We start from the raw sequence: 18976 nt of genomic DNA on the forward strand, positions 1-18976 counted from the left end.
GCAGTCAACCGGGCGACCAACAACTTACTTCTGGTCTTTGACTTCTTCGAACTCGGCATCGACAACATCATCAGCCTTCTCAGCCGACTCGCCTTGCGGTGCAGCGCCTTCAGCAGGCTGAGCCTGTTCGGCGTACATCTTCTGCGCCACTGGAGCGGAGACTTTCGACAGTTCTTCAACCTTGGCTTCGATGGCAGCCTTGTCGTCGCCTTTAACGGCGGCTTCCAGGGCAACCACTGCCGCTTCGATTGCAGTCTTCTCTTCAGCGCTCACTTTATCGCCAGCGTCTGCGACCATTTTGCGAGTCGAGTGAACCAGTGCGTCGCCCTGGTTACGGGCAGCTGCGAGTTCTTCGAACTTGCGGTCTTCGTCAGCGTTGGTTTCAGCATCACGAATCATCTGCTGAATTTCTTCCTCGGACAGACCCGAGTTAGCCTTGATGACGATCGACTGAGTCTTGCCAGTGGCCTTGTCTTTGGCGCCTACGTGCAGAATGCCGTTGGCGTCGATGTCGAAGGTCACTTCGATTTGTGGCACGCCACGTGGTGCTGGTGGAATCTCGGCCAGGTCGAACTTGCCCAAGGACTTGTTCTGAGCTGCTTGCTTACGCTCACCTTGCAGCACGTGAATGGTCACAGCGCCCTGGTTGTCGTCGGCAGTCGAGAACACTTGCGATTTCTTGGTAGGAATCGTGGTGTTTTTCTCGATCAGCGCAGTCATCACGCCACCCATGGTTTCGATACCCAGAGTCAGCGGGCTGACGTCGAGCAACAGAACGTCTTTAACATCACCGGCCAATACTGCGCCCTGGATTGCAGCACCCATGGCAACGGCTTCGTCCGGGTTCACATCTTTACGAGCTTCTTTACCGAAGAACTCGGTTACCAGCTTCTGAACCAGTGGCATACGGGTCTGACCGCCTACCAGGATCACGTCGTTGATAGCGCCAACGTCGATGCCGGAGTCTTTCAGAGCAATGCGGCAAGGCTCGATAGTGCGTTGAACCAGGTCTTCTACCAGCGCTTCCAGCTTGGCGCGGGAGATTTTCACGTTCAAGTGCTTAGGACCGGTAGCGTCTGCAGTGATGTACGGCAGGTTCACGTCGGTCGACAGAGCAGAAGACAGCTCGATCTTGGCTTTTTCAGCGGCTTCTTTCAGGCGCTGCATGGCCAGCGGATCACCTTTAAGGTTCATGCCACTTTCTTTCTTGAATTCGTCGACGAGGTAGTCGATCAGACGAATGTCAAAGTCTTCACCGCCCAGGAACGTGTCACCGTTGGTGGCCAAAACTTCGAACTGGTGCTCGCCATCCACTTCAGCGATTTCGATCACGGAAACGTCGAACGTACCGCCACCCAGGTCGTAAACGATCACGGTGTGATCGCCTTTCGCCTTGTCCATACCGTAAGCCAAAGCGGCTGCGGTTGGTTCGTTGATGATGCGTTTAACGTCCAGACCCGCGATACGGCCGGCGTCTTTGGTCGCCTGACGCTGGCTGTCGTTGAAGTAGGCCGGAACGGTGATCACCGCTTCAGTCACTGGCTCGCCGAGGTAGTCTTCGGCGGTCTTCTTCATTTTCTTCAGAATTTCAGCCGAGATTTGTGGCGGCGACATTTTCTGGCCGTTCACTTCAACCCAAGCATCGCCATTGTCAGCCTTGGCGATTTTGTAAGGGACCATCTTGATGTCTTTCTGTACGACTTCTTCGTCGAACTTGCGACCGATCAGACGCTTCACCGCATACAGGGTGTTGTGCGGATTGGTCACTGCCTGACGCTTGGCGGACTGGCCAACCAGGATCTCGCCATCGTTGGCGTAAGCGATGATCGACGGCGTGGTACGCGCGCCTTCAGCATTTTCAATAACTTTGGCTACGCCGTTTTCAAGCACGGAGACGCAGGAGTTGGTAGTCCCCAGGTCGATACCGATAATTTTGCCCATGTTCACTCTCCCGAAACTTTGGATTTGGTTGCCGCAGCAGTGATGGCTAACTGCGGTAGTACTTAAACGCTTGACTTCTAAATGGGGGCCTTGCGGCTAATTTCAAGCCTGCTCGTCAATCGAAGGCGCAACTGGCGATGGAGCCTTGCTGACCACGACCATGGCCGGGCGCAACAGGCGGCCATTAAGCTGGTAGCCCTTCTGGAATACCTTGAGGACGCTGTTCGGCTCGACATCAGCGCTTTCCTGCATGGCCATCGCCTGGTGATGAACGGCGTTGAACGGTTCGCCATGCGGGTCGATCGCTTCCAGCTGATAACGCTTGAGGGTGTCCTGGAACATCTTCAGGGTCAGCTCAATGCCTTCACGCATTGGACGAATGCTTTCGTCATCCGGGCTGGACAACTCCAGGCCGCGCTCCAGGCTGTCGATAATCGGCAGCAGGTCAGCGGCGAATTTTTCCAGCGCAAATTTGTGAGCTTTCTCTACGTCCTGCTCGGCGCGACGGCGGACGTTCTGCAGATCGGCGGCAACACGCAAAGCCTGATCCTGCGCGCCTGCCAGCTGCTCTTCGAGCACTTGTACACGTGCCGCCAGGTCTTCACCCGAAGCCTCGGGGCCCTTATTGGCGTCTAGATTTTGCGTATCCACTGTCTGTTCGTCAGCCATAGATTTCTCCTTTCAATATCGTCCGCGAGCTCAACTCGCGCTTCTGCCCAGCTATATGGGGCCGCAAAATTAAGCTTCAAGGGGTCGAGTCGTATTAACCCTACAAAAAGAGCTGCATTGTGAATTCATGGCGGCCTAAGGATTGCTCCCATTCAAACAAATCGAGCTAAGCGAGGGCATTGTCAGCCCGCTTGAAAACACTGTATAAATAACCAGACCTAACACCTGGGAGCGGCCTCTATGCTGGTGCACCTGTCTGTACACAACTACGCCATCGTTGAACATCTCGATCTTGAACTTGATCGCGGGATGAGCGTGATCACAGGGGAAACCGGCGCCGGCAAGTCGATCATGCTCGACGCGCTGGGCTTGACCCTCGGTGATCGTGCCGACAGTGGCGTAGTCCGCCCCGGAGCAGACAAGGCCGATATCCTGGCAACCTTTGACCTGGTCGACATTCCAGAAGCAAGCGCCTGGCTCGCTGAGCGCGACCTCGACAGTGACGGTCCGTGCATCCTGCGCCGGGTGATCACAGCCGAAGGACGCTCGCGCGGTTACATCAATGGCACTCCGTGCCCGCTTGGCGACCTCAAGTCCCTGGGCGAGCTGTTGATCGATATTCATAGCCAGCACGAACACCAGTCTCTACTGAAGACCGATACACACCGCCGCCTGCTTGACGAGTACGCGGGCGCTACCGATCTTGCCCGCCACGTTCAACTGGCCGCCCAGCGATGGCGCCAGACACGACAGGAGCTGGAACGCCTTTCCAACTCCGGTGACGAACAGCGCGCCCGCCACCAATTGCTCAGCTACCAACTCGAAGAGCTTGAAAATCTGGGCCTCGGCGAGAACGAGCTGGAGCAATTGGAGCACGAGCACAAGAACCTCACCAACGCCGAAACCTTGCTGGGCATCTGCCGGCAAGTGGTCGAACAGTGCAGCGAAAGTGACTCCGGCAATGTCCTGAACGCCCTCACCGCCAGCCTCAATCGATTGTCCAGCGTGAACAATTCGATCGGCGCGCTCGGCGAGGCCAGCAGCTTATTGACCAGTGCGCAGATTCAGGTTGAAGAAGCCGTGGGCGAACTGAACCGCTTCCTCGATAACTTTGATGCCGACCCGGCGCGCCTTCAGTACCTGGAAGAGCGCCTTGATGCGATCTACACCATGGCACGCAAACATCGCATCCAGCCGACCGAAGTGGCCGAGATGCAGCAGCGCCTGCTGGATGAAATTGAAACACTGAACGCCAACGATGAATCCATCGAGCGACTGAGCGACGAACTCGCCTCCTACGCCCGTCACTACCAGGAAAAAGCCCGGGAGCTCAGCGACCTTCGCCATCAAGCTTCTAGCAGTCTCGCTGCTGCCGTGGAGCAGGAGATCCAGCGACTGGGCATGCCCGGCGGCCGCTTCACCATTGAACTGCGCCCCAACACCAGCGATGAATTGCTGCCCAATGGACTTGAACAGGTTGAACTGCTGGTCAGCGCCAACCCCGGGCAGCCGCTTAAAGCGCTGGCGAAAGTGGCATCGGGCGGCGAGTTGTCACGAATCAGCCTGGCCATTCAGGTCATCACTGCGCAGACCTCACGCGTGCCTACGCTGGTGTTCGACGAAGTGGACGTGGGAATCGGTGGACCAACAGCCGAGATTGTCGGCCAGTTGCTGCGACGCCTCGGAGAACGTGGCCAGGTACTGACCGTGACTCACTTGCCGCAAGTCGCAGCCCAAGGACACCAGCATCTATTTGTGCACAAGGTGCGTGGCGAAGATGCAACCCGTACAGCCGTCTCCAAGCTAAGCAAAAATGACCGTGTCGAAGAGGTGGCGAGGATGCTGGGTGGCATCGACCTGACCAAGGAATCCCTGGCACACGCTAAGAAGATGGTAGTTACCGCGAAAATTTAAAGAAGGCAGACAGCACGAAGGCGACCCTGGGGTCGCCTTCGCTCGTTTCGCGAACCTTAAGTTCGCGCGACATGCTTACTTTTTCTTGCGTACGTACAGCACAAGATTGTGATCAACCATCTCAAAGCCATACTTATCGACAATGGCTTTCTGCAGACGCTCGATTTCTTCGTCGAAGAATTCGATCACTTCGCTGGTTTCGACGTTGACCATATGGTCGTGATGCTTGCCGTCGTCCAGCTCGAAGACCGCATGGCCTCCGTCGAAGTTGTGCCGCACCACAAGGCCAGCTGCCTCGAACTGAGTCAGTACACGGTAAACCGTGGCCAGACCGACGTCCTCACCAGCCTCCATGAGCGCCTTGTAAACGTCCTCGGCACTCATGTGGCGTTGCTCGGCGGAATCGAGCATTTGCAGAATTTTGACCCGTGGAAGGGTCACTTTGAGGCCGGCTTTGCGTAGTTCGCTATTTTCAACCATGGTCAGCTTTCTCGCGATGCTGCTTCGCAGCTTCTCTTAATGCGGGTATGATCGGCGTTTACGTTGTCCCAGCCAAGATAGTGGAAGTCGCCCACCGATGCAAAACACCAAGCTCTTGCTAACCAGTTTCACCTTTGTGGGACTGCTCGCACTCGCCGGTTGTTCATTCCCCGGGGTTTACAAAATCGACATCCAGCAGGGCAATGTCGTCACGCAGGACATGATAGACCAGTTACGCCCGGGAATGACCCGTCGGCAAGTACGGTTTATCATGGGTAACCCTCTGCTGACCGACACGTTCCATGCCGATCGCTGGGATTATCTGTACAGCCTGCAACCGGGTGGCGGTGAACGCCAACAGGAACGCATTAGCGTTATCTTCAACCCAAATGATCAACTTGTCAGCCTCTCCGGCGATTTCATGCCAGGCGTAAGCCGTGACGAAGCCATTCTCGGTAAGGATAGCGACACAAATGTGACCGCGCCTGCAGAAAACGTCGAGAAGCCGAAACCGGAAAAACCGGTCAAGCCTGGTTCGTTGCTGGATCAGATCCAGAAGGACGTGGATGGCGTAGAAACCGTACCAGTCCCGACTCCAGAACCACTGGACACCACGCCGCAATAATTTGCGACGCATTAAAAAACCCGGCTTGTCCGGGTTTTTTATTGTCTGGTGTTTAGCAGATCACTGGTTTCGAGCCTTGGTCTCGGCGGCCTTGGCTGCACGTAACCGGCGAACTTCTTTCGGATCGGCGAGCAATGGTCGGTAAATTTCAATGCGGTCACCCGCTTTCACCAAACGGCTGTCCGGATCGCTGATCACTTTGCCGAATATCCCGACAGGACAATCGGCGAGATTCAGCTCTGGAAATTCCTTTCCAACACCTGACTGCTGCAACGCCTCTCGCACTGTCGCCACCGCCGGCACCTTCACACTGAGAAGCACCTGACGATCAATGGCGGCGTAAACCACCTCGACCTCGATCATGTCCTCAACCATGCATTTGCTTGGCACGTTGACAGAACGCATCCACCAACGTGTTAGCCGCCTGGTTGAACAACGGTCCCAAGGTCGCGCGGATAATCGGCCCGGCGTAGTCGAACGACAAGTCCAGGCTGATCTTGCAGGCTTTATCGCTCAAAGGCTTGAAGACCCAGACACCATGCAGCTGATTGAATGGCCCTTCCTCGAGATTCATCTCGATGGAATGACCGGGCACCAACGTATTGCGCGTTACGAAATGCTGGCTGAGGCCACCTTTGGCTACACCGACACTCGCGCGCATATGCTCGGGCGAGCTTTCCAGCACCTCCGCTGACGAGCACCACGGCAAGAACTCCGGGTAACGCGCCACGTCGTTTACCAGGTCGTACAGCGCTTGTGCCGGGTAAGGCAGCAGGGCCGAACGTTGAATATGTGTCGTCATGTCAGCGTCACTTCCACAGCTGGGCGGCAAACACTACAAGAATGCCGATGGGCGCCACATAGCGCATCAAAAACAAGGACAGGTTAAACAGTACCGGACTTCGGATCGACAACTCATCACGCACGGCCTCACGGCCCATCACCCAGCCTGCAAACACCACGAAACATAAACCACCGAGAGGCAGCATGATCCGCGAGGTGAAGAAATCGATCACGCCGAAGAAGTCCAGACCGCCTGCCGCACCCCATTGATAGAGGTGGAACATTCCGCCTTCGTTCACGAAAAACTTGGCTTCCTTCCAGATATTGAAGGAAAAAACCGTGCCCAACCCTACGAACCAGCAGGTGAACGCCAACCAGAAAGTCACCCAGGCGCGTCGGACTTTGGTTCGTTCAACCAGATAAGCCACCATCGGCTCCAGCAACGAAATCGCCGAACTCCAGGCTGCAACTGCGACCAGAACGAAGAACACGACGCCCATCAACTGACCGAAAGCCACGTTGCCAAAAGCAAAAGGAAGGCTGACAAACATCAGGCCCGGGCCTTCGCTTGGGTTCAAACCTGCGGCGAACACAATTGGAAACAATGCCAGGCCAGCGATAAGGGATACGAACGTATCCAGCAGCGCCACACCCACAACCGTACCGGAAATCGACGAATTCTTCGGCATGTAGGCGCCGTAGATCATGATCGAGCCAACGCCGACACTCAGGGAAAAGAAGGCGTGCCCCATCGCTGGCAGCAAGCCATCGAGTACTTTTTCCGGATGGAAGTCGAACATGAAATGCACGCCTTCCATGAAATGCCCGGTGGTCATGCTGTAACCCAACAGCACCAGGATCATCACAAAGAGCAACGGCATCATGATCCGCAAGCTGCGCTCAAGCCCGGCAACCACGCCTTTGGCGATCACAACGGCTGACAGGAGCATGAAAACAGTGTGCCAAAGTGTCAGGCGCCACGGGTCGGCGATTACATTGCCAAAGTACGCGCCGACCTGGTCTGGCGTGACGCCCTGAAAGTCCCCACGCCCCATGTCGATGATGTAATCGAGCGACCAGCCGCCCACCACACTATAGAAAGACAGGATCAGCAACGCCGTGATCATCCCGGCGAATGCCCCCCAGGACCACTTGCCCGAATGCCCCGCTTCTATTGCCAGCACCTTCAAGGCGTTGGCCGGACTTTGCCGGGCGCGACGGCCGATAAGGGTTTCAGCCAGCATGACCGGTACACCGATCAGCGCAATACAGGCCAGGAACATCAGCACGAAGGCGCCGCCGCCATAGACGCCGACCATGTAAGGGAATTTCCAGATACTACCCAGGCCCACGGCCGAACCGGTCGCGGCGAGTATGAAGACCCATCGGCTAGCCCAACTGCCGTGGACAGAAACCTTGTCTGTCGACATCGTTATCACGCCCAAGCGTTCAAAAAAGAGGCCGCATTGTCCGGGATTCAATCAACCTGCTCAAGCACGTAGCGATACCGTAGCCGACTCGCGCGCAACTCCCTATAATGCCGCCCCTATGGCTAAACAGAAGAAACACCCCACAGGGACCATCGCGCAAAATAAAAAGGCGCGACACGATTACTTCATCGAACATCGGTTCGAGGCTGGTCTGGTCCTGGCCGGCTGGGAAGTAAAGAGTTTGCGGGCGAGCAAGCTGCAACTGGTTGACAGTTATGTACTGCTCAAGGATGGCGAAGCCTGGCTGCTCGGCAGCCATATCACGCCGCTGATGACCGCAAGCACCCACGTCATCGCCGATCCGACGCGCACACGAAAGTTGCTGCTCAACCGGCGCGAGCTGGAAAAGCTGGCCTCTGCCGTGCAGCAAAAGGGTTACGCCTGCGTCTGCCTGTCCTGGTACTGGAGCAAGCACATGGTCAAGTGCGAGATCGCTCTGGGCAAGGGCAAGAAGGAATACGACAAGCGTGATACCGAGCGCGAACGCGATGCCGGCCGAGAACTGCAGCGCGCAGTGCGGAACAAGGGCAAGGAAGATTAATCCTCCTTTTGCCTGAGGCCTCCATCGCGAGCAGGCTCGCCCCCACAGTGGATTTGTGAACGACACAAAACAATGTGGGAGCGAGCCTGCTCGCGATTGCGATTGCAAACCCGACACAAACTCTGACTGACTACGTCCCCTTGCGCCGCTCCGCCCGAGCCATGCGCTGAACTTCCTGCCGCACCTCCTCCAGCACTTCCTGCACGTACAAAATGTGCCGACTGGACACTTCCCGCGCCTGCTCCGCCCGTCCCTCGACAATCGCCAGGTACAACTCACGGTGCTGAGTAATCAACATGTCGCGCGTTTCCGTACGCTGCTTGTACATCCCGCCAATGTTTGTCACCACGTTGCGCTTGAGCAGATCGAACAGCCCACGAATCGTGTGCAGCAAAACCGCGTTATGACTGGCTTCGGCAATCGCGAGGTGGAATTTTGCATCAGCGGCCCCCTCCTCCGCCCGGCTGACTTCGTCGTGACGGGTATAGCAATCCTGCAGTTCATTGAACGCAGCGGTCAGCCGCTCACGATCCACATCTGTGGCGCGCAATGCTGCGTAATAGGCGCACGACGCTTCCAGTGTGTGGCGAAATTCAAGTAGATCGCGCTGGGCTTCTGGATTGCTCTCCAACAGGTGCAACAGCGGATCGCTGAATGTCGACCCCAGCGACTCCACCACATAGTTGCCACCGCCTTGGCGACTGACCAGCAAGCCCTTGGCCGCCAGTTTTTGAATCGCCTCACGCAACGAAGGACGTGACACCCCGAACTGTTCGGCGAGTGCACGTTCGGCCGGCAAACGCTCGCCGGACTTCAGCGTCCCCTCAAGAATCATCTCCTCGAGTTGCTCGACAATATCGTCAGACAAACGGCGCTGACGAATCTGATCAAACCCCATAACTCAATTCTCCACGATCCCGGCCGCTCGCCGGGGTCTCTATTCTGGCCTATCGGCACTGCAGCAGCACCTACCAGACGACGCTCGACAGCGTAAACAAATCAGTCTCTGCACCCTGCCTGCGACAAAAGTTTTAGGGCGACAAATTGACACACCGCCTACAAGGCTTTTACCCTAGCCAACAGCGATTGTAAATTGGTATTACCAATTAACCAAGAACGCTCATCAGTGCCTGACCAACAACAATTAGGGGCCACCCCATATGCAAACCTGGCAACAGCTCTACAGTCCGCTCGGCAGCCTCGGCCTGTCCGCACTCGCCGCCGTCATTCCCATCGTGTTTTTCTTCCTCGCTTTGGCAGTGTTTCGCCTCAAAGGCCATGTGGCAGGCAGCATTACGCTGGCCCTGTCGATTGCAGTAGCGATCTTTGCCTTCCAGATGCCGGTCGACATGGCGTTCGCCGCAGCCGGGTATGGCTTCGCCTACGGCCTTTGGCCCATCGCGTGGATCATCGTGGCAGCGGTGTTCCTCTACAAATTGACGGTCAAAAGCGGCCAGTTCGAAGTGATCCGCAGCTCCGTGCTGTCGATCACCGACGACCAACGACTGCAGGTGCTGTTGATCGGCTTCTGCTTCGGTGCCTTCCTGGAAGGCGCAGCCGGTTTCGGCGCACCTGTGGCGATTACCGCCGCGCTGTTGGTAGGACTGGGGTTCAACCCGCTGTACGCCGCCGGGTTATGCCTGATTGCGAACACGGCGCCGGTGGCCTTCGGCGCCTTGGGCATTCCGATTATTGTCGCCGGGCAAGTTACCGGCATCGACGCCTTCAAGATCGGCGCAATGACCGGTCGCCAACTGCCGCTGCTGTCGCTATTCGTGCCGTTCTGGCTGGTGTTCATGATGGACGGCATGCGTGGCGTCCGCGAAACCTGGCCGGCGGCACTGGTGGCGGGCTTGAGCTTCGCTGTCACCCAATACTTCACGTCGAACTTCATCGGGCCTGAGCTGCCGGACATCACTTCGGCGCTCGCCAGCCTGATTTCCCTGACGCTGTTCCTGAAAGTCTGGCAGCCGAAACGCACCGCCGGCCAGCACATCGCCGGTGCAGTCTCCGCGTCTGTCGTAACCGCCAGCGCCGGCGGTTTCGGCCTGCCGCGCAGCACCGTGGCTTCTCCCTACAGCCTGGGTGAGATTTTCAAAGCCTGGTCTCCCTTCCTGATCCTCACTGTGCTGGTGACGATCTGGACCCTGAAACCGTTCAAGGCGATGTTCGCTGCGGGCGGCTCGATGTACAGCTGGGTGTTCAACTTCGCCATTCCGCACCTGGACCAGATGGTGATCAAGGTCGCTCCGATCGTGACCGCTCCGACCGCTCTTCCCGCCGTGTTCAAGCTCGACCCGATTTCCGCCACCGGCACGGCGATATTCTTCTCCGCGCTGATCTCGATGCTGGTGCTGAAGATCAACTTAAAAACTGGTCTGACCACTTTGCGCGAGACCTTCTACGAGTTGCGCTGGCCGATTCTATCCATTGGCATGGTGCTGGCCTTCGCCTTTGTCACCAACTACTCAGGCATGTCTTCGACCATGGCGCTGGTATTGGCCGGTACAGGCGCAGCGTTCCCGTTCTTCTCGCCGTTCCTCGGTTGGCTGGGCGTATTCCTGACCGGTTCCGATACGTCTTCCAACGCACTGTTCAGCTCGCTGCAAGCCACCACGGCACACCAAATCGGCGTGAGCGATGTGTTGCTGGTCGCCGCGAACACCAGCGGTGGCGTCACCGGCAAGATGATCTCGCCTCAGTCGATCGCCGTGGCCTGCGCCGCGACCGGCCTGGTGGGCAAGGAATCCGACCTGTTCCGGTTCACCCTCAAGCACAGCCTGTTCTTTGCAACGATTGTCGGCTTGATCACCCTGGCCCAGGCCTACTGGTTCACCGGCATGCTGGTGCACTAAGGACTACACGCTGCACGCATTAAACCGACGCCGTACCACGACTGCGGCGTCAGCTATTCACAACCCGGTCTGTAAGGCTGCTGAAAGCTTCCCTCACTATATTCAGCAGCCGCAGCGGACGGATAACCGGGAAAACCCGGAGACACGCCTGATGAGCGAGCTTTTTTACAACGCTGTGCCGAACGCGACCCGAGTCGCCCCGCCACTGCCCGAGCCACGGCAATACCCCAGCGAAAAACCGCAGCGGGTCTACCTGTTCGGGACGTGCGTGGTGGATTTGTTCTACCCCGAAGCCGGGATGGATGCGATCCACCTGCTGGAGCGCGAAGGCATTCGTGTCGAGTATCCGCAAGGGCAAAGCTGCTGCGGACAACCGGCCTACACCTCGGGTTACACCGAACAGGCCCGGACCGTAGCGCGCTCGCAGCTGGCGCTGTTCGCCGAAGACTACCCGGTGGTGGTGCCGTCAGGTTCTTGCGCGGGTATGTTGCGCGAGCACTACGCCGACTTGTTCAAGGATGAGCCGCACACGTTGAAACAGGTCCAGGCCTTGGCGGCACGGACCTACGAGTTGGCCGAGTTTCTGCTGTTCGTTTGCAAGGTGCAGCTCAAGGACAGCGGTGCGCCGATCAAAGTGGCGCTGCACACCTCGTGTTCGGCGCGTCGTGAGATGAACACCCACCTGCACGGTCGCGAGCTGTTGTCGCAACTGAGCAACGTGGAGCGGGTCGAGCACGGTCACGAAAGCGAATGTTGTGGCTTCGGTGGGACGTTCAGCGTCCGTATGCCAGACATTTCCGGCGCGATGGTGGCTGACAAGACCCGGTCGTTGAAGGAATCCGGTGCGCACAAGGTACTCAGTGCCGACTGCGGTTGCCTGATGAACATCAACGGCTCGCTGGAAAAACAGCAGGAAGCGTTGCGCGGCCAACACCTGGCCAGCTTCCTCTGGCAACGAACCGGCGGTGTTCTATGAACGCTTCCGCGATTATTCCTACGGTTGCCGTAGAAGAAGATTTCCGCACTCGGGCTCACGAGGCGCTGGGTGACACGCAGTTGCGAAACAACTTTCGCTCGGCGATGGATTCACTGATGACAAAACGGGCAGCGTCTTTCAGCGATGCCCACGAAAGGGAACATTTGCGAGCGCTGGGCAACGCTGTCCGCGCTCGTGCGTTATCAAAGCTGCCCGACCTGCTCGAGCAGCTTGAACACAACCTGACCCGCAACGGTGTGACAGTGCATTGGGCGGAAACGGTGGACGAAGCCAATGGCATCGTCTTCTCGATCATCCGGGCTCACGAGGCGCGGCAAGTGATCAAGGGCAAATCGATGGTCAGCGAAGAAATGGAAATGAATCATTTCCTCGCTGATCGTGGCATTGAATGCCTGGAATCGGACATGGGCGAGTACATCGTCCAGCTCGACCACGAGAAGCCTTCACACATTATTATGCCGGCGATCCACAAGAATGCCGGTCAGGTCGCGTCCTTGTTCCACGACAAACTTGGCGTGGAATACACCAAGGACGTTGACCAACTCATTCAAATCGGTCGCAGAGTCCTGCGGCAGAAATTCTTCGAAGCGGACATCGGCGTCTCCGGCGTCAACTTCGCAGTGGCCGAAACCGGCACCTTGCTGCTGGTGGAAAATGAAGGCAACGGGCGCATGTCGACCACCGTGCCGCCGGTTCACATCGCGGTCACCGGCATAGAAAAAGTCGTCGAAAACCTGCGCGACGTTGTCCCGCTGCTGTCCTTGTTGACCCGCTCCGCCCTCGGCCAGCCGATTACCACCTACGTCAATATGATTTCCGGCCCACGCAAGGATCATGAACTCGACGGCCCACAGGAAGTGCATCTGGTCTTGCTCGACAACGGTCGTAGCCAGGCCTTTGCCGACAGTGAGTTGCGCCAGACCTTGAACTGCATCCGCTGCGGCGCCTGCATGAATCATTGCCCGGTCTACACCCGAATCGGCGGTCATGCCTACGGCGAGGTCTACCCGGGTCCTATCGGAAAGATCATCACCCCTCACATGGTCGGGCTGGCAAAAGTTCCGGACCACCCCAGTGCCTCGTCACTGTGCGGCGCCTGCGGCGAAGTCTGCCCGGTAAAAATTCCTATCCCAGCCTTGCTTAGGCGCCTACGGGAAGAGAACGTGAAAGCCCCGGACACGCCCCATAAAGTGATGCGCGGCCAAGGCAGCAAGTATTCACGCAAGGAACGGTTTATCTGGAACGCCTGGGCAAGGCTCAACAGTTCGCCGACGCTCTATCGGCTGTTCGGCTTCTTCGCCACACGCCTGCGCGCGCTGGCACCGAGCAATGTCGGGCCCTGGACGCAAAACCACAGCGCACCCAAACCCGCCGCCCGCTCATTGCATGACATGGCCCGCGCGCACCTGGCCAAACAGGGAGACCGTTGATGAGCGCCAAGCAAAACATCCTCGCCAAATTGCGCAACAGTCTGACAGGCACCACACCAGTGGCTGACAACTTCGACGTCGAACTGGTGACAGCGCCTTACACCTACGCCCCCGAACAACGCATCGCGCAACTGCGCAAACAGATGGAAGCGGTGCACACGGAAATCCACCTGACTTCAGGTGCCGAGTGGCCAACACTGCTCGCGCAATTGCTGCAGGATCGTCAATTGCCGAGCCTGCTGATCGCACCCACGACGCCCCACGGCGAACGTGTCACTCAGCACTGGGCGAACAATCCCACGCTTCCAACGCTCAAAGCCTACGACCGCCCGGTCGAGGAATGGAAAGCCGAATTGTTCAACGACACTCCGGCCAGCCTGACCACTACACTCGGTGCAATCGCTGCCACGGGCAGCCTCATTATCTGGCCGACGCGAGAAGAACCGCGCTTGATGAGCCTGGTACCGCCGGTGCATTTCGCCCTGCTCAAGGCCAGCGAAATCCGCGACAACTTCTATCAGGTGCAGCAAGAGTTCGAATGGGCCAAGGGCATGCCGACCAACGCGCTGCTGGTGTCCGGCCCCTCGAAAACTGCCGATATCGAACAAGTGCTGGCGTACGGCGCGCACGGGCCGAAAGACCTTGTGGTGCTGATCCTGGAGGATCAATGAGTTTACCGACGGCTTTCCTGCGAGATATGCAGCAACTGATTCCCCAGGACCGGCGTTTCGATGATCCGCTGTCGACCCTGGCCTTCGGCACCGATGCCAGTTTCTACCGATTGATTCCGAAACTGGTGATCCGCGTCGAATCCGAAGATGAGGTGGTGGCGCTGCTTAAACTGGCGCAACGGGATCAGGTCCCGGTGACGTTTCGCGCCGCAGGCACCAGCCTCTCCGGCCAGGCCATCAGCGACTCGGTATTGATCGTCCTCGGGGATAACTGGAACGCGCGCGAGATCCGCGGCGAGGGTCTGCAGATCCGCCTGCAACCGGGCGTTATCGGCGCGCAGGCGAACGCCTGGCTGGCCCCCTTCGGACGCAAGATCGGGCCGGACCCGGCGTCGATCAACGCCTGCAAAATCGGCGGCATCGTTGCCAACAATGCAAGCGGCATGTGCTGCGGCACTGCGCAAAACACCTACCACACGCTGGCTGGCATTCGTTTGGTGCTGGCAGACGGAAGCCGTCTCGACACCGAGGATGCAACCAGCGTTGCAGCCTTTCGCACAAGCCATGGGCAATTGCTGGAACGTCTGGCAACCCTGGGCCGTGAGACACGCGCCAATACCGAACTCGCCGCACGAATTCGCCACAAATACCGTCTGAAAAATACCACTGGTCTGTCACTCAATGCCTTGGTCGATTTCGATGAACCTGTGGATATCTTGAGCCATTTGCTGGTCGGCTCCGAAGGCACCCTTGGCTTCATCAGCGCGGTGACCTACGACACCGTCATCGACCACCCAAACAAGGCGTCGGCGCTGATCGTGTTCCCGGACGTGGAAACCTGTTGCAACGCTGTCACCGTGTTGAAAACCCAACCGGTGTCCGCCGTGGAACTGCTGGACCGTCGCAGCCTGCGCTCAGTGCAGGAAAAACCCGGCATGCCCGCTTTCGTACAACAACTGTCGAATAATGCCTGCGCCCTGTTGATCGAATCCCGCGCCGCATCGTCCTCGCTGTTGCAGGAACAGCTCGGGCAAATCATGGCGTCGCTGGCCGGTTTTCCCGTAGAGAAGCAAGTCGATTTCACTGAAGATCCGGTCGAAAACGCGCGCCTCTGGGCGATCCGCAAAGACACCTTTCCCGCCGTTGGCGCCGTACGCCAAACCGGCACGACGGTGATCATCGAAGACGTGACGTTCCCGGTGGAACAACTCGCGATTGGCGTGAACCGCTTGATCGAGCTGTTCGACAAGCATCACTACGACGAAGCCATCCTTTTCGGACACGCACTGGAAGGTAATCTGCACTTCGTCTTCACCCAAGGCTTCAACAGCCCGGAAGAAGTCGCACGCTATCAGGCCTTCATGGACGACGTTGCACAGCTGGTTGCAGTGGAATTTGGCGGTTCTTTAAAAGCCGAGCACGGTACCGGGCGCAACATGGCCCCCTTCGTCGAACTGGAATGGGGCAGCGACGCCTACCAGTTGATGTGGCAACTCAAACGTCTGCTCGATCCCCATGGGATTCTCAACCCCGACGTTGTGCTCAGCAACGATCCGCAAATTCATCTCAAGCACTTGAAGCCGTTGCCGGCCGCCGATGAAATTGTGGATAAGTGCATCGAGTGCGGTTTCTGCGAACCCGTCTGCCCGTCGAAGGGCCTGACTTTGAGCCCGCGCCAGCGCATCGTGATATGGCGCGATATTCAGGCGAAGAAGCGTGCCGGCGTGGACACTACCGAGTTGGAAGCGGCCTACGAATACCAAGGCATCGAAACGTGTGCCGCCACCGGGCTGTGTGCGCAGCGTTGTCCTGTAGGAATCAATACCGGCGAGCTGGTGAAAAAGCTCCGCAGCCGTAAGGCGACGCATACGAAAACTGCCAACTGGCTTGAAGGTAATTTCGCCACGGCACTGCAAGGGGCGCGTTTTACCCTGCACGTCGCCAATGGTGCACGAATGATGCTGGGGGCGCCGCGTCTGGCAAAGCTGTCGGCGACGCTGAACCGATTATCCAAAGGCCAGGTCCCGCAATGGACCAGCGCCATGCCGCAACCGGAAAAAGCCATTCGCTTCAGCCCGACCGTCCCGGACGAGCGCCCTCGGGTGGTTTATCTGGCGGCATGTGTTTCGCGAGTCATGGGACCGGCAGCCGGCGATAACGAACAAATGTCGCTGTACGACAAAACCCGTGGGCTGCTGGAAAAAGCCGGTTACCAGGTTGTCTTTCCGGACAATCAGGACAACCTCTGCTGTGGCCAGCCCTTCGCATCCAAAGGCTACGCAGAGCAGGCCGAGCACAAACGCCAGGAACTGATCGGCGCGCTGCTGCACGCCAGTCGAGGTGGGCTCGATCCCATCTACTGCGACACCAGCCCCTGCACCTTGCGCCTGGTCCAGGATGTGGGCGATGTGCGCCTGGACCTATACGACCCGGTACGTTTCATCCGCACCCACCTGATGGATCGCCTCGACTTCACCCCACAGGAAGCGCCGATCGCCGTTCACGTCACGTGCAGCACCCAGCACCTGGGCGAGAGCCAGGCGCTGATCGATCTGGCGCGCAAGTGCAGCAAAAACGTGGTCATTCCCGAAGGCATTCACTGCTGTGGGTTCGCCGGCGACAAAGGCTTTACCACCCCGGAGCTGAACGCTCATTCACTGCGAACGCTCAAGGATGCGGTGCAACAATGCAGCGAAGGGATTTCCACGAGCCGCACCTGTGAGATTGGTCTGACACAACACGGTGGAATTGACTACCACAGCCTGGTCTATCTGGTGGACCGGGTGACACGGTCGAGGTCACCTGAAGAAAAAATAGAACCCTGACGCGCCGCTGTAGTCCACAGATTAAGCCCGGACATCGCCGGGCTTCCCCCAATCGGCAGCCCGTCCTGATGGCCAGCAAATGCCTGGACCCTCAGCTCAAGGAGATACACATGAAACGTTCTGTACTGTTAGGTCTGTTCGTTACTGCTTCCATGATGGCGTCCACTTCGTTCGCAGCCGAAGACCTCTGTGCGGTCAATTTGAAAACTATCGAAAATGCCAAGTCGCAAATCTCTCCGGAGATGACTGAACAGGTGCAGGCGTCCGTCGAAAAAGCCAAAGCTGATCACGCGACGGGTACCAAAAAAGGCACGGAAGATTGCATCGCCGAAACGACCCAAACGATTCAGGATATTCAGAAGTCCAGTGATGGCGGCAAGCAGTAGTCCCGACAAGGCCAACCTTTGGGATGGCCTGCTTCGCAGACGCTGATGTAAATCACACAGGCTTGTTGCTCATCTCGATTGACAGAGCAACAGGCCTGTCGTCGTTCACGATTCTCTAAAACCGAATTACTTTGCAGTGGCGTGGTCTTTTGAGTAGGCCTCAAGCATCGCGGCCGGTCGATCGACCTCGGCCGAGCCCGGTCATGCGATAGCACCGAGACCATCATTCTTAGGAGATATCCATGAAACGTACCGCACTGGCTGGTCTGTTCATGTCCGCTGCAATGTTGACCTCTCCCGTATTTGCTGCGGATAACAACCTGTGTACGAGCAAGCTGCAGGAACTCGAAGCCAAAGTGAATTCGCTGCCAGCGACCTCCGCCAACGCACCGGAGATCAGGAGGTTGCTGGCCAGCGCCAAAGCTTCACAGGCTGCGAATGATGAAAAAAAATGCGCCACTGAGGCCACCCAGGCATTGTCGATGGCAAACTGAGCAGCGAGCACATAATCACTCGCGGCCAACCTTCGGGTTGGCCTTCTGAGTCTCGTTGGCGTACACTGCGCAGGTCTGTTGCTCACTTGATTCACCGAGCAACAGACTCGGGGCCGTTTAGGATTCGACGCCGGTTGCGAAACTTTAGGTGCATGCCGAGTTGGTAACAGAACTCGTAAATCCACTGTTGCAACTACTTATAGTTGCCAATGACGAAAACTACGGCCAGGAATTCGCTCTCGCTGCGTAAGCAGCCTTAGCCCTGAGCTTCTGGTACCTTCGGGTCCAGCAATCACTAGGGGATGTCTGTAAACCCGAAGTGATTGTCATATAGAACAGAATCGCCGTGCAGTACGTTGTGGACGAAGCGGCTAAAACTTACACAACTCGCCCAAAGCACCCTGCCCTTCGGGTCGCTGAGGGTTAACTTAATAGAAACGGCTACGCATGTAGTACCGACAGCGGAGTACTGGCGGACGGGGGTTCAAATCCCCCCGGCTCCACCAAATACGAAGCACCAACAAAGCCCGCCCAGTGCGGGCTTTGTTGCATCTGGAGGTTTGTAATCCCGGGGCGTCCCTACCTTTCGAAGAGTCCCTGGACGGCCCGACACATCGGAACCTATGCTACGGCCCCACCTGCAAGGATGCTGTCATGACCCTCAAAACCCTGACCGCCGCGCTGATTTTTTCGATGGCCTCCGGCTGCGCGCACTACAACGACCGCACAGCCGACACCAGCAAGGGTGGTCGTATCGCTTGTGATGCTACCCCCGCCATTCAGCCCGGATGCTATGTAAAGCAATCGAAGGAGTGGAATTGGGGCGGGCTGAAATTCGGGCTCGGTGCATCCAAGTAACCAGGTGAGCCGTCCTT

At 57.7% G+C, this 18976-nt stretch carries 18 protein-coding genes and 1 other RNA gene; 12 read left to right on the forward strand and 7 right to left on the reverse strand.

The features are described from left to right. Positions 1 to 24: 24 nt before the first annotated feature. Both dnaK and grpE read right to left on the reverse strand, forming a co-directional pair. Positions 25 to 1941, reverse strand: coding sequence for a molecular chaperone DnaK (gene dnaK / locus H7698_RS11495; protein ID WP_162437896.1), 1917 nt, complete (start codon positions 1939 to 1941; stop codon positions 25 to 27). Between the two features lie 102 nt (positions 1942 to 2043). After that, complete coding sequence (gene grpE, locus H7698_RS11500; RefSeq protein ID WP_162437895.1) at positions 2044 to 2610, reverse strand: nucleotide exchange factor GrpE; 567 nt, start codon at positions 2608 to 2610, stop codon at positions 2044 to 2046. Positions 2611 to 2850: 240 nt separating this feature from the next. Here grpE and recN point away from each other — a divergent pair, with 240 nt between their 5' ends. Next, complete coding sequence (gene recN / locus H7698_RS11505) at positions 2851 to 4524, forward strand: DNA repair protein RecN (protein WP_194691439.1); 1674 nt, start codon at positions 2851 to 2853, stop codon at positions 4522 to 4524. A 75-nt stretch (positions 4525 to 4599) separates the two neighbouring features. On the opposite strand, the gene fur is transcribed toward recN, so the two are convergent. Continuing rightward, on the reverse strand, positions 4600 to 5004 hold the full coding sequence (gene fur / locus H7698_RS11510; RefSeq protein WP_003197684.1) for a ferric iron uptake transcriptional regulator: 405 nt from the start codon (positions 5002 to 5004) through the stop codon (positions 4600 to 4602). Positions 5005 to 5101: 97 nt separating this feature from the next. On the opposite strand from fur, the gene H7698_RS11515 reads away from it, so the two are divergent. Beyond that, complete coding sequence (locus tag H7698_RS11515) at positions 5102 to 5629, forward strand: outer membrane protein assembly factor BamE (RefSeq protein WP_162437893.1); 528 nt, start codon at positions 5102 to 5104, stop codon at positions 5627 to 5629. Positions 5630 to 5689: 60 nt separating this feature from the next. Here the strand turns inward: H7698_RS11515 and H7698_RS11520 are convergent, their stop codons facing one another. The 3 genes from H7698_RS11520 to H7698_RS11530 are packed head-to-tail and all read right to left on the reverse strand — an operon-like array spanning position 5690 to position 7842. After that, complete coding sequence (locus H7698_RS11520; protein ID WP_162437892.1) at positions 5690 to 6004, reverse strand: RnfH family protein; 315 nt, start codon at positions 6002 to 6004, stop codon at positions 5690 to 5692. Further along, on the reverse strand, positions 5997 to 6431 hold the full coding sequence (locus H7698_RS11525; protein ID WP_162437891.1) for a type II toxin-antitoxin system RatA family toxin: 435 nt from the start codon (positions 6429 to 6431) through the stop codon (positions 5997 to 5999). The genes H7698_RS11520 and H7698_RS11525 overlap by 8 nt, the downstream gene beginning before the upstream one ends. 7 nt (positions 6432 to 6438) lie before the next feature. Further along, positions 6439 to 7842: a sodium-dependent transporter gene (locus H7698_RS11530; protein WP_194691440.1), complete on the reverse strand. Its 1404-nt coding sequence runs from the start codon at positions 7840 to 7842 to the stop codon at positions 6439 to 6441. Positions 7843 to 7960: 118 nt separating this feature from the next. Between H7698_RS11530 and smpB the strand changes: the two genes are divergently transcribed. Next, positions 7961 to 8443, forward strand: coding sequence for an SsrA-binding protein SmpB (smpB, locus tag H7698_RS11535; RefSeq protein ID WP_150580576.1), 483 nt, complete (start codon positions 7961 to 7963; stop codon positions 8441 to 8443). A gap of 130 nt (positions 8444 to 8573) precedes the next feature. Here smpB and H7698_RS11540 read toward each other — a convergent pair whose 3' ends face one another. Continuing rightward, positions 8574 to 9341: a GntR family transcriptional regulator gene (locus H7698_RS11540; protein WP_162437889.1), complete on the reverse strand. Its 768-nt coding sequence runs from the start codon at positions 9339 to 9341 to the stop codon at positions 8574 to 8576. Between the two features lie 262 nt (positions 9342 to 9603). On the opposite strand from H7698_RS11540, the gene H7698_RS11545 reads away from it, so the two are divergent. The 9 genes from H7698_RS11545 to H7698_RS11585 all read left to right on the forward strand — a co-directional run bounded on the left by H7698_RS11545 (position 9604) and on the right by H7698_RS11585 (position 18959). Further along, positions 9604 to 11298, forward strand: coding sequence for a lactate permease LctP family transporter (locus H7698_RS11545; protein WP_194691441.1), 1695 nt, complete (start codon positions 9604 to 9606; stop codon positions 11296 to 11298). Between the two features lie 151 nt (positions 11299 to 11449). Next, a complete protein-coding gene (locus H7698_RS11550) occupies positions 11450 to 12274 on the forward strand; it encodes a (Fe-S)-binding protein (RefSeq protein WP_194691442.1) in 825 nt (274 codons plus the stop codon). Next, positions 12271 to 13725, forward strand: a complete 1455-nt coding sequence (locus tag H7698_RS11555) for a LutB/LldF family L-lactate oxidation iron-sulfur protein (RefSeq protein ID WP_194691443.1) — start codon at positions 12271 to 12273, stop codon at positions 13723 to 13725. Before H7698_RS11550 ends, H7698_RS11555 begins: the two co-directional genes overlap by 4 nt. Continuing rightward, entirely contained in the window at positions 13725 to 14396 is a 672-nt protein-coding gene (locus tag H7698_RS11560) for a LutC/YkgG family protein (RefSeq protein ID WP_162437885.1), read from the forward strand. Before H7698_RS11555 ends, H7698_RS11560 begins: the two co-directional genes overlap by 1 nt. Further along, positions 14393 to 17221 carry an FAD-binding and (Fe-S)-binding domain-containing protein gene (locus tag H7698_RS11565; RefSeq protein ID WP_194691444.1) on the forward strand — a complete coding sequence of 943 codons (2829 nt, stop codon included), beginning with the start codon at positions 14393 to 14395 and terminating at the stop codon, positions 17219 to 17221. Before H7698_RS11560 ends, H7698_RS11565 begins: the two co-directional genes overlap by 4 nt. Positions 17222 to 17331: 110 nt before the next feature. Beyond that, entirely contained in the window at positions 17332 to 17607 is a 276-nt protein-coding gene (locus H7698_RS11570; RefSeq protein ID WP_162437883.1) for a hypothetical protein, read from the forward strand. A gap of 242 nt (positions 17608 to 17849) precedes the next feature. Beyond that, positions 17850 to 18101 (forward strand): hypothetical protein, encoded by a 252-nt coding sequence (locus H7698_RS11575; protein WP_162437882.1) that lies wholly within the window; start codon positions 17850 to 17852, stop codon positions 18099 to 18101. A 109-nt stretch (positions 18102 to 18210) separates the two neighbouring features. Then, positions 18211 to 18607: a transfer-messenger RNA gene (ssrA, locus tag H7698_RS11580) on the forward strand. 148 nt (positions 18608 to 18755) lie between these two features. After that, on the forward strand, positions 18756 to 18959 hold the full coding sequence (locus tag H7698_RS11585; RefSeq protein ID WP_194691445.1) for a hypothetical protein: 204 nt from the start codon (positions 18756 to 18758) through the stop codon (positions 18957 to 18959). Positions 18960 to 18976 lie beyond the last annotated feature (17 nt).

Origin of the sequence: Pseudomonas sp. p50(2008) (genome assembly GCF_015351605.1) — a bacterium.
GTDB lineage: Bacteria > Pseudomonadota > Gammaproteobacteria > Pseudomonadales > Pseudomonadaceae > Aquipseudomonas.

Bases quoted from the DNA above. Each gene is read 5' to 3' on its own strand.
- H7698_RS11525 (WP_162437891.1), bottom strand. From the start codon at position 6,431: ATGACGACACATATTCAACGTTCGGCCCTGCTGCCTTACCCGGCACAA.
- H7698_RS11520 (WP_162437892.1), bottom strand. From the start codon at position 6,004: ATGGTTGAGGACATGATCGAGGTCGAGGTGGTTTACGCCGCCATTGAT.
- fur (WP_003197684.1), bottom strand. From the start codon at position 5,004: ATGGTTGAAAATAGCGAACTACGCAAAGCCGGCCTCAAAGTGACCCTT.
- H7698_RS11570 (WP_162437883.1), top strand. From the start codon at position 17,332: ATGAAACGTTCTGTACTGTTAGGTCTGTTCGTTACTGCTTCCATGATG.
- H7698_RS11530 (WP_194691440.1), bottom strand. From the start codon at position 7,842: ATGTCGACAGACAAGGTTTCTGTCCACGGCAGTTGGGCTAGCCGATGG.
- H7698_RS11575 (WP_162437882.1), top strand. From the start codon at position 17,850: ATGAAACGTACCGCACTGGCTGGTCTGTTCATGTCCGCTGCAATGTTG.
- H7698_RS11565 (WP_194691444.1), top strand. From the start codon at position 14,393: ATGAGTTTACCGACGGCTTTCCTGCGAGATATGCAGCAACTGATTCCC.
- H7698_RS11515 (WP_162437893.1), top strand. From the start codon at position 5,102: ATGCAAAACACCAAGCTCTTGCTAACCAGTTTCACCTTTGTGGGACTG.
- H7698_RS11545 (WP_194691441.1), top strand. From the start codon at position 9,604: ATGCAAACCTGGCAACAGCTCTACAGTCCGCTCGGCAGCCTCGGCCTG.
- recN (WP_194691439.1), top strand. From the start codon at position 2,851: ATGCTGGTGCACCTGTCTGTACACAACTACGCCATCGTTGAACATCTC.
- H7698_RS11550 (WP_194691442.1), top strand. From the start codon at position 11,450: ATGAGCGAGCTTTTTTACAACGCTGTGCCGAACGCGACCCGAGTCGCC.
- H7698_RS11585 (WP_194691445.1), top strand. From the start codon at position 18,756: ATGACCCTCAAAACCCTGACCGCCGCGCTGATTTTTTCGATGGCCTCC.
- smpB (WP_150580576.1), top strand. From the start codon at position 7,961: ATGGCTAAACAGAAGAAACACCCCACAGGGACCATCGCGCAAAATAAA.
- H7698_RS11560 (WP_162437885.1), top strand. From the start codon at position 13,725: ATGAGCGCCAAGCAAAACATCCTCGCCAAATTGCGCAACAGTCTGACA.
- H7698_RS11555 (WP_194691443.1), top strand. From the start codon at position 12,271: ATGAACGCTTCCGCGATTATTCCTACGGTTGCCGTAGAAGAAGATTTC.
- grpE (WP_162437895.1), bottom strand. From the start codon at position 2,610: ATGGCTGACGAACAGACAGTGGATACGCAAAATCTAGACGCCAATAAG.
- H7698_RS11540 (WP_162437889.1), bottom strand. From the start codon at position 9,341: ATGGGGTTTGATCAGATTCGTCAGCGCCGTTTGTCTGACGATATTGTC.
- dnaK (WP_162437896.1), bottom strand. From the start codon at position 1,941: ATGGGCAAAATTATCGGTATCGACCTGGGGACTACCAACTCCTGCGTC.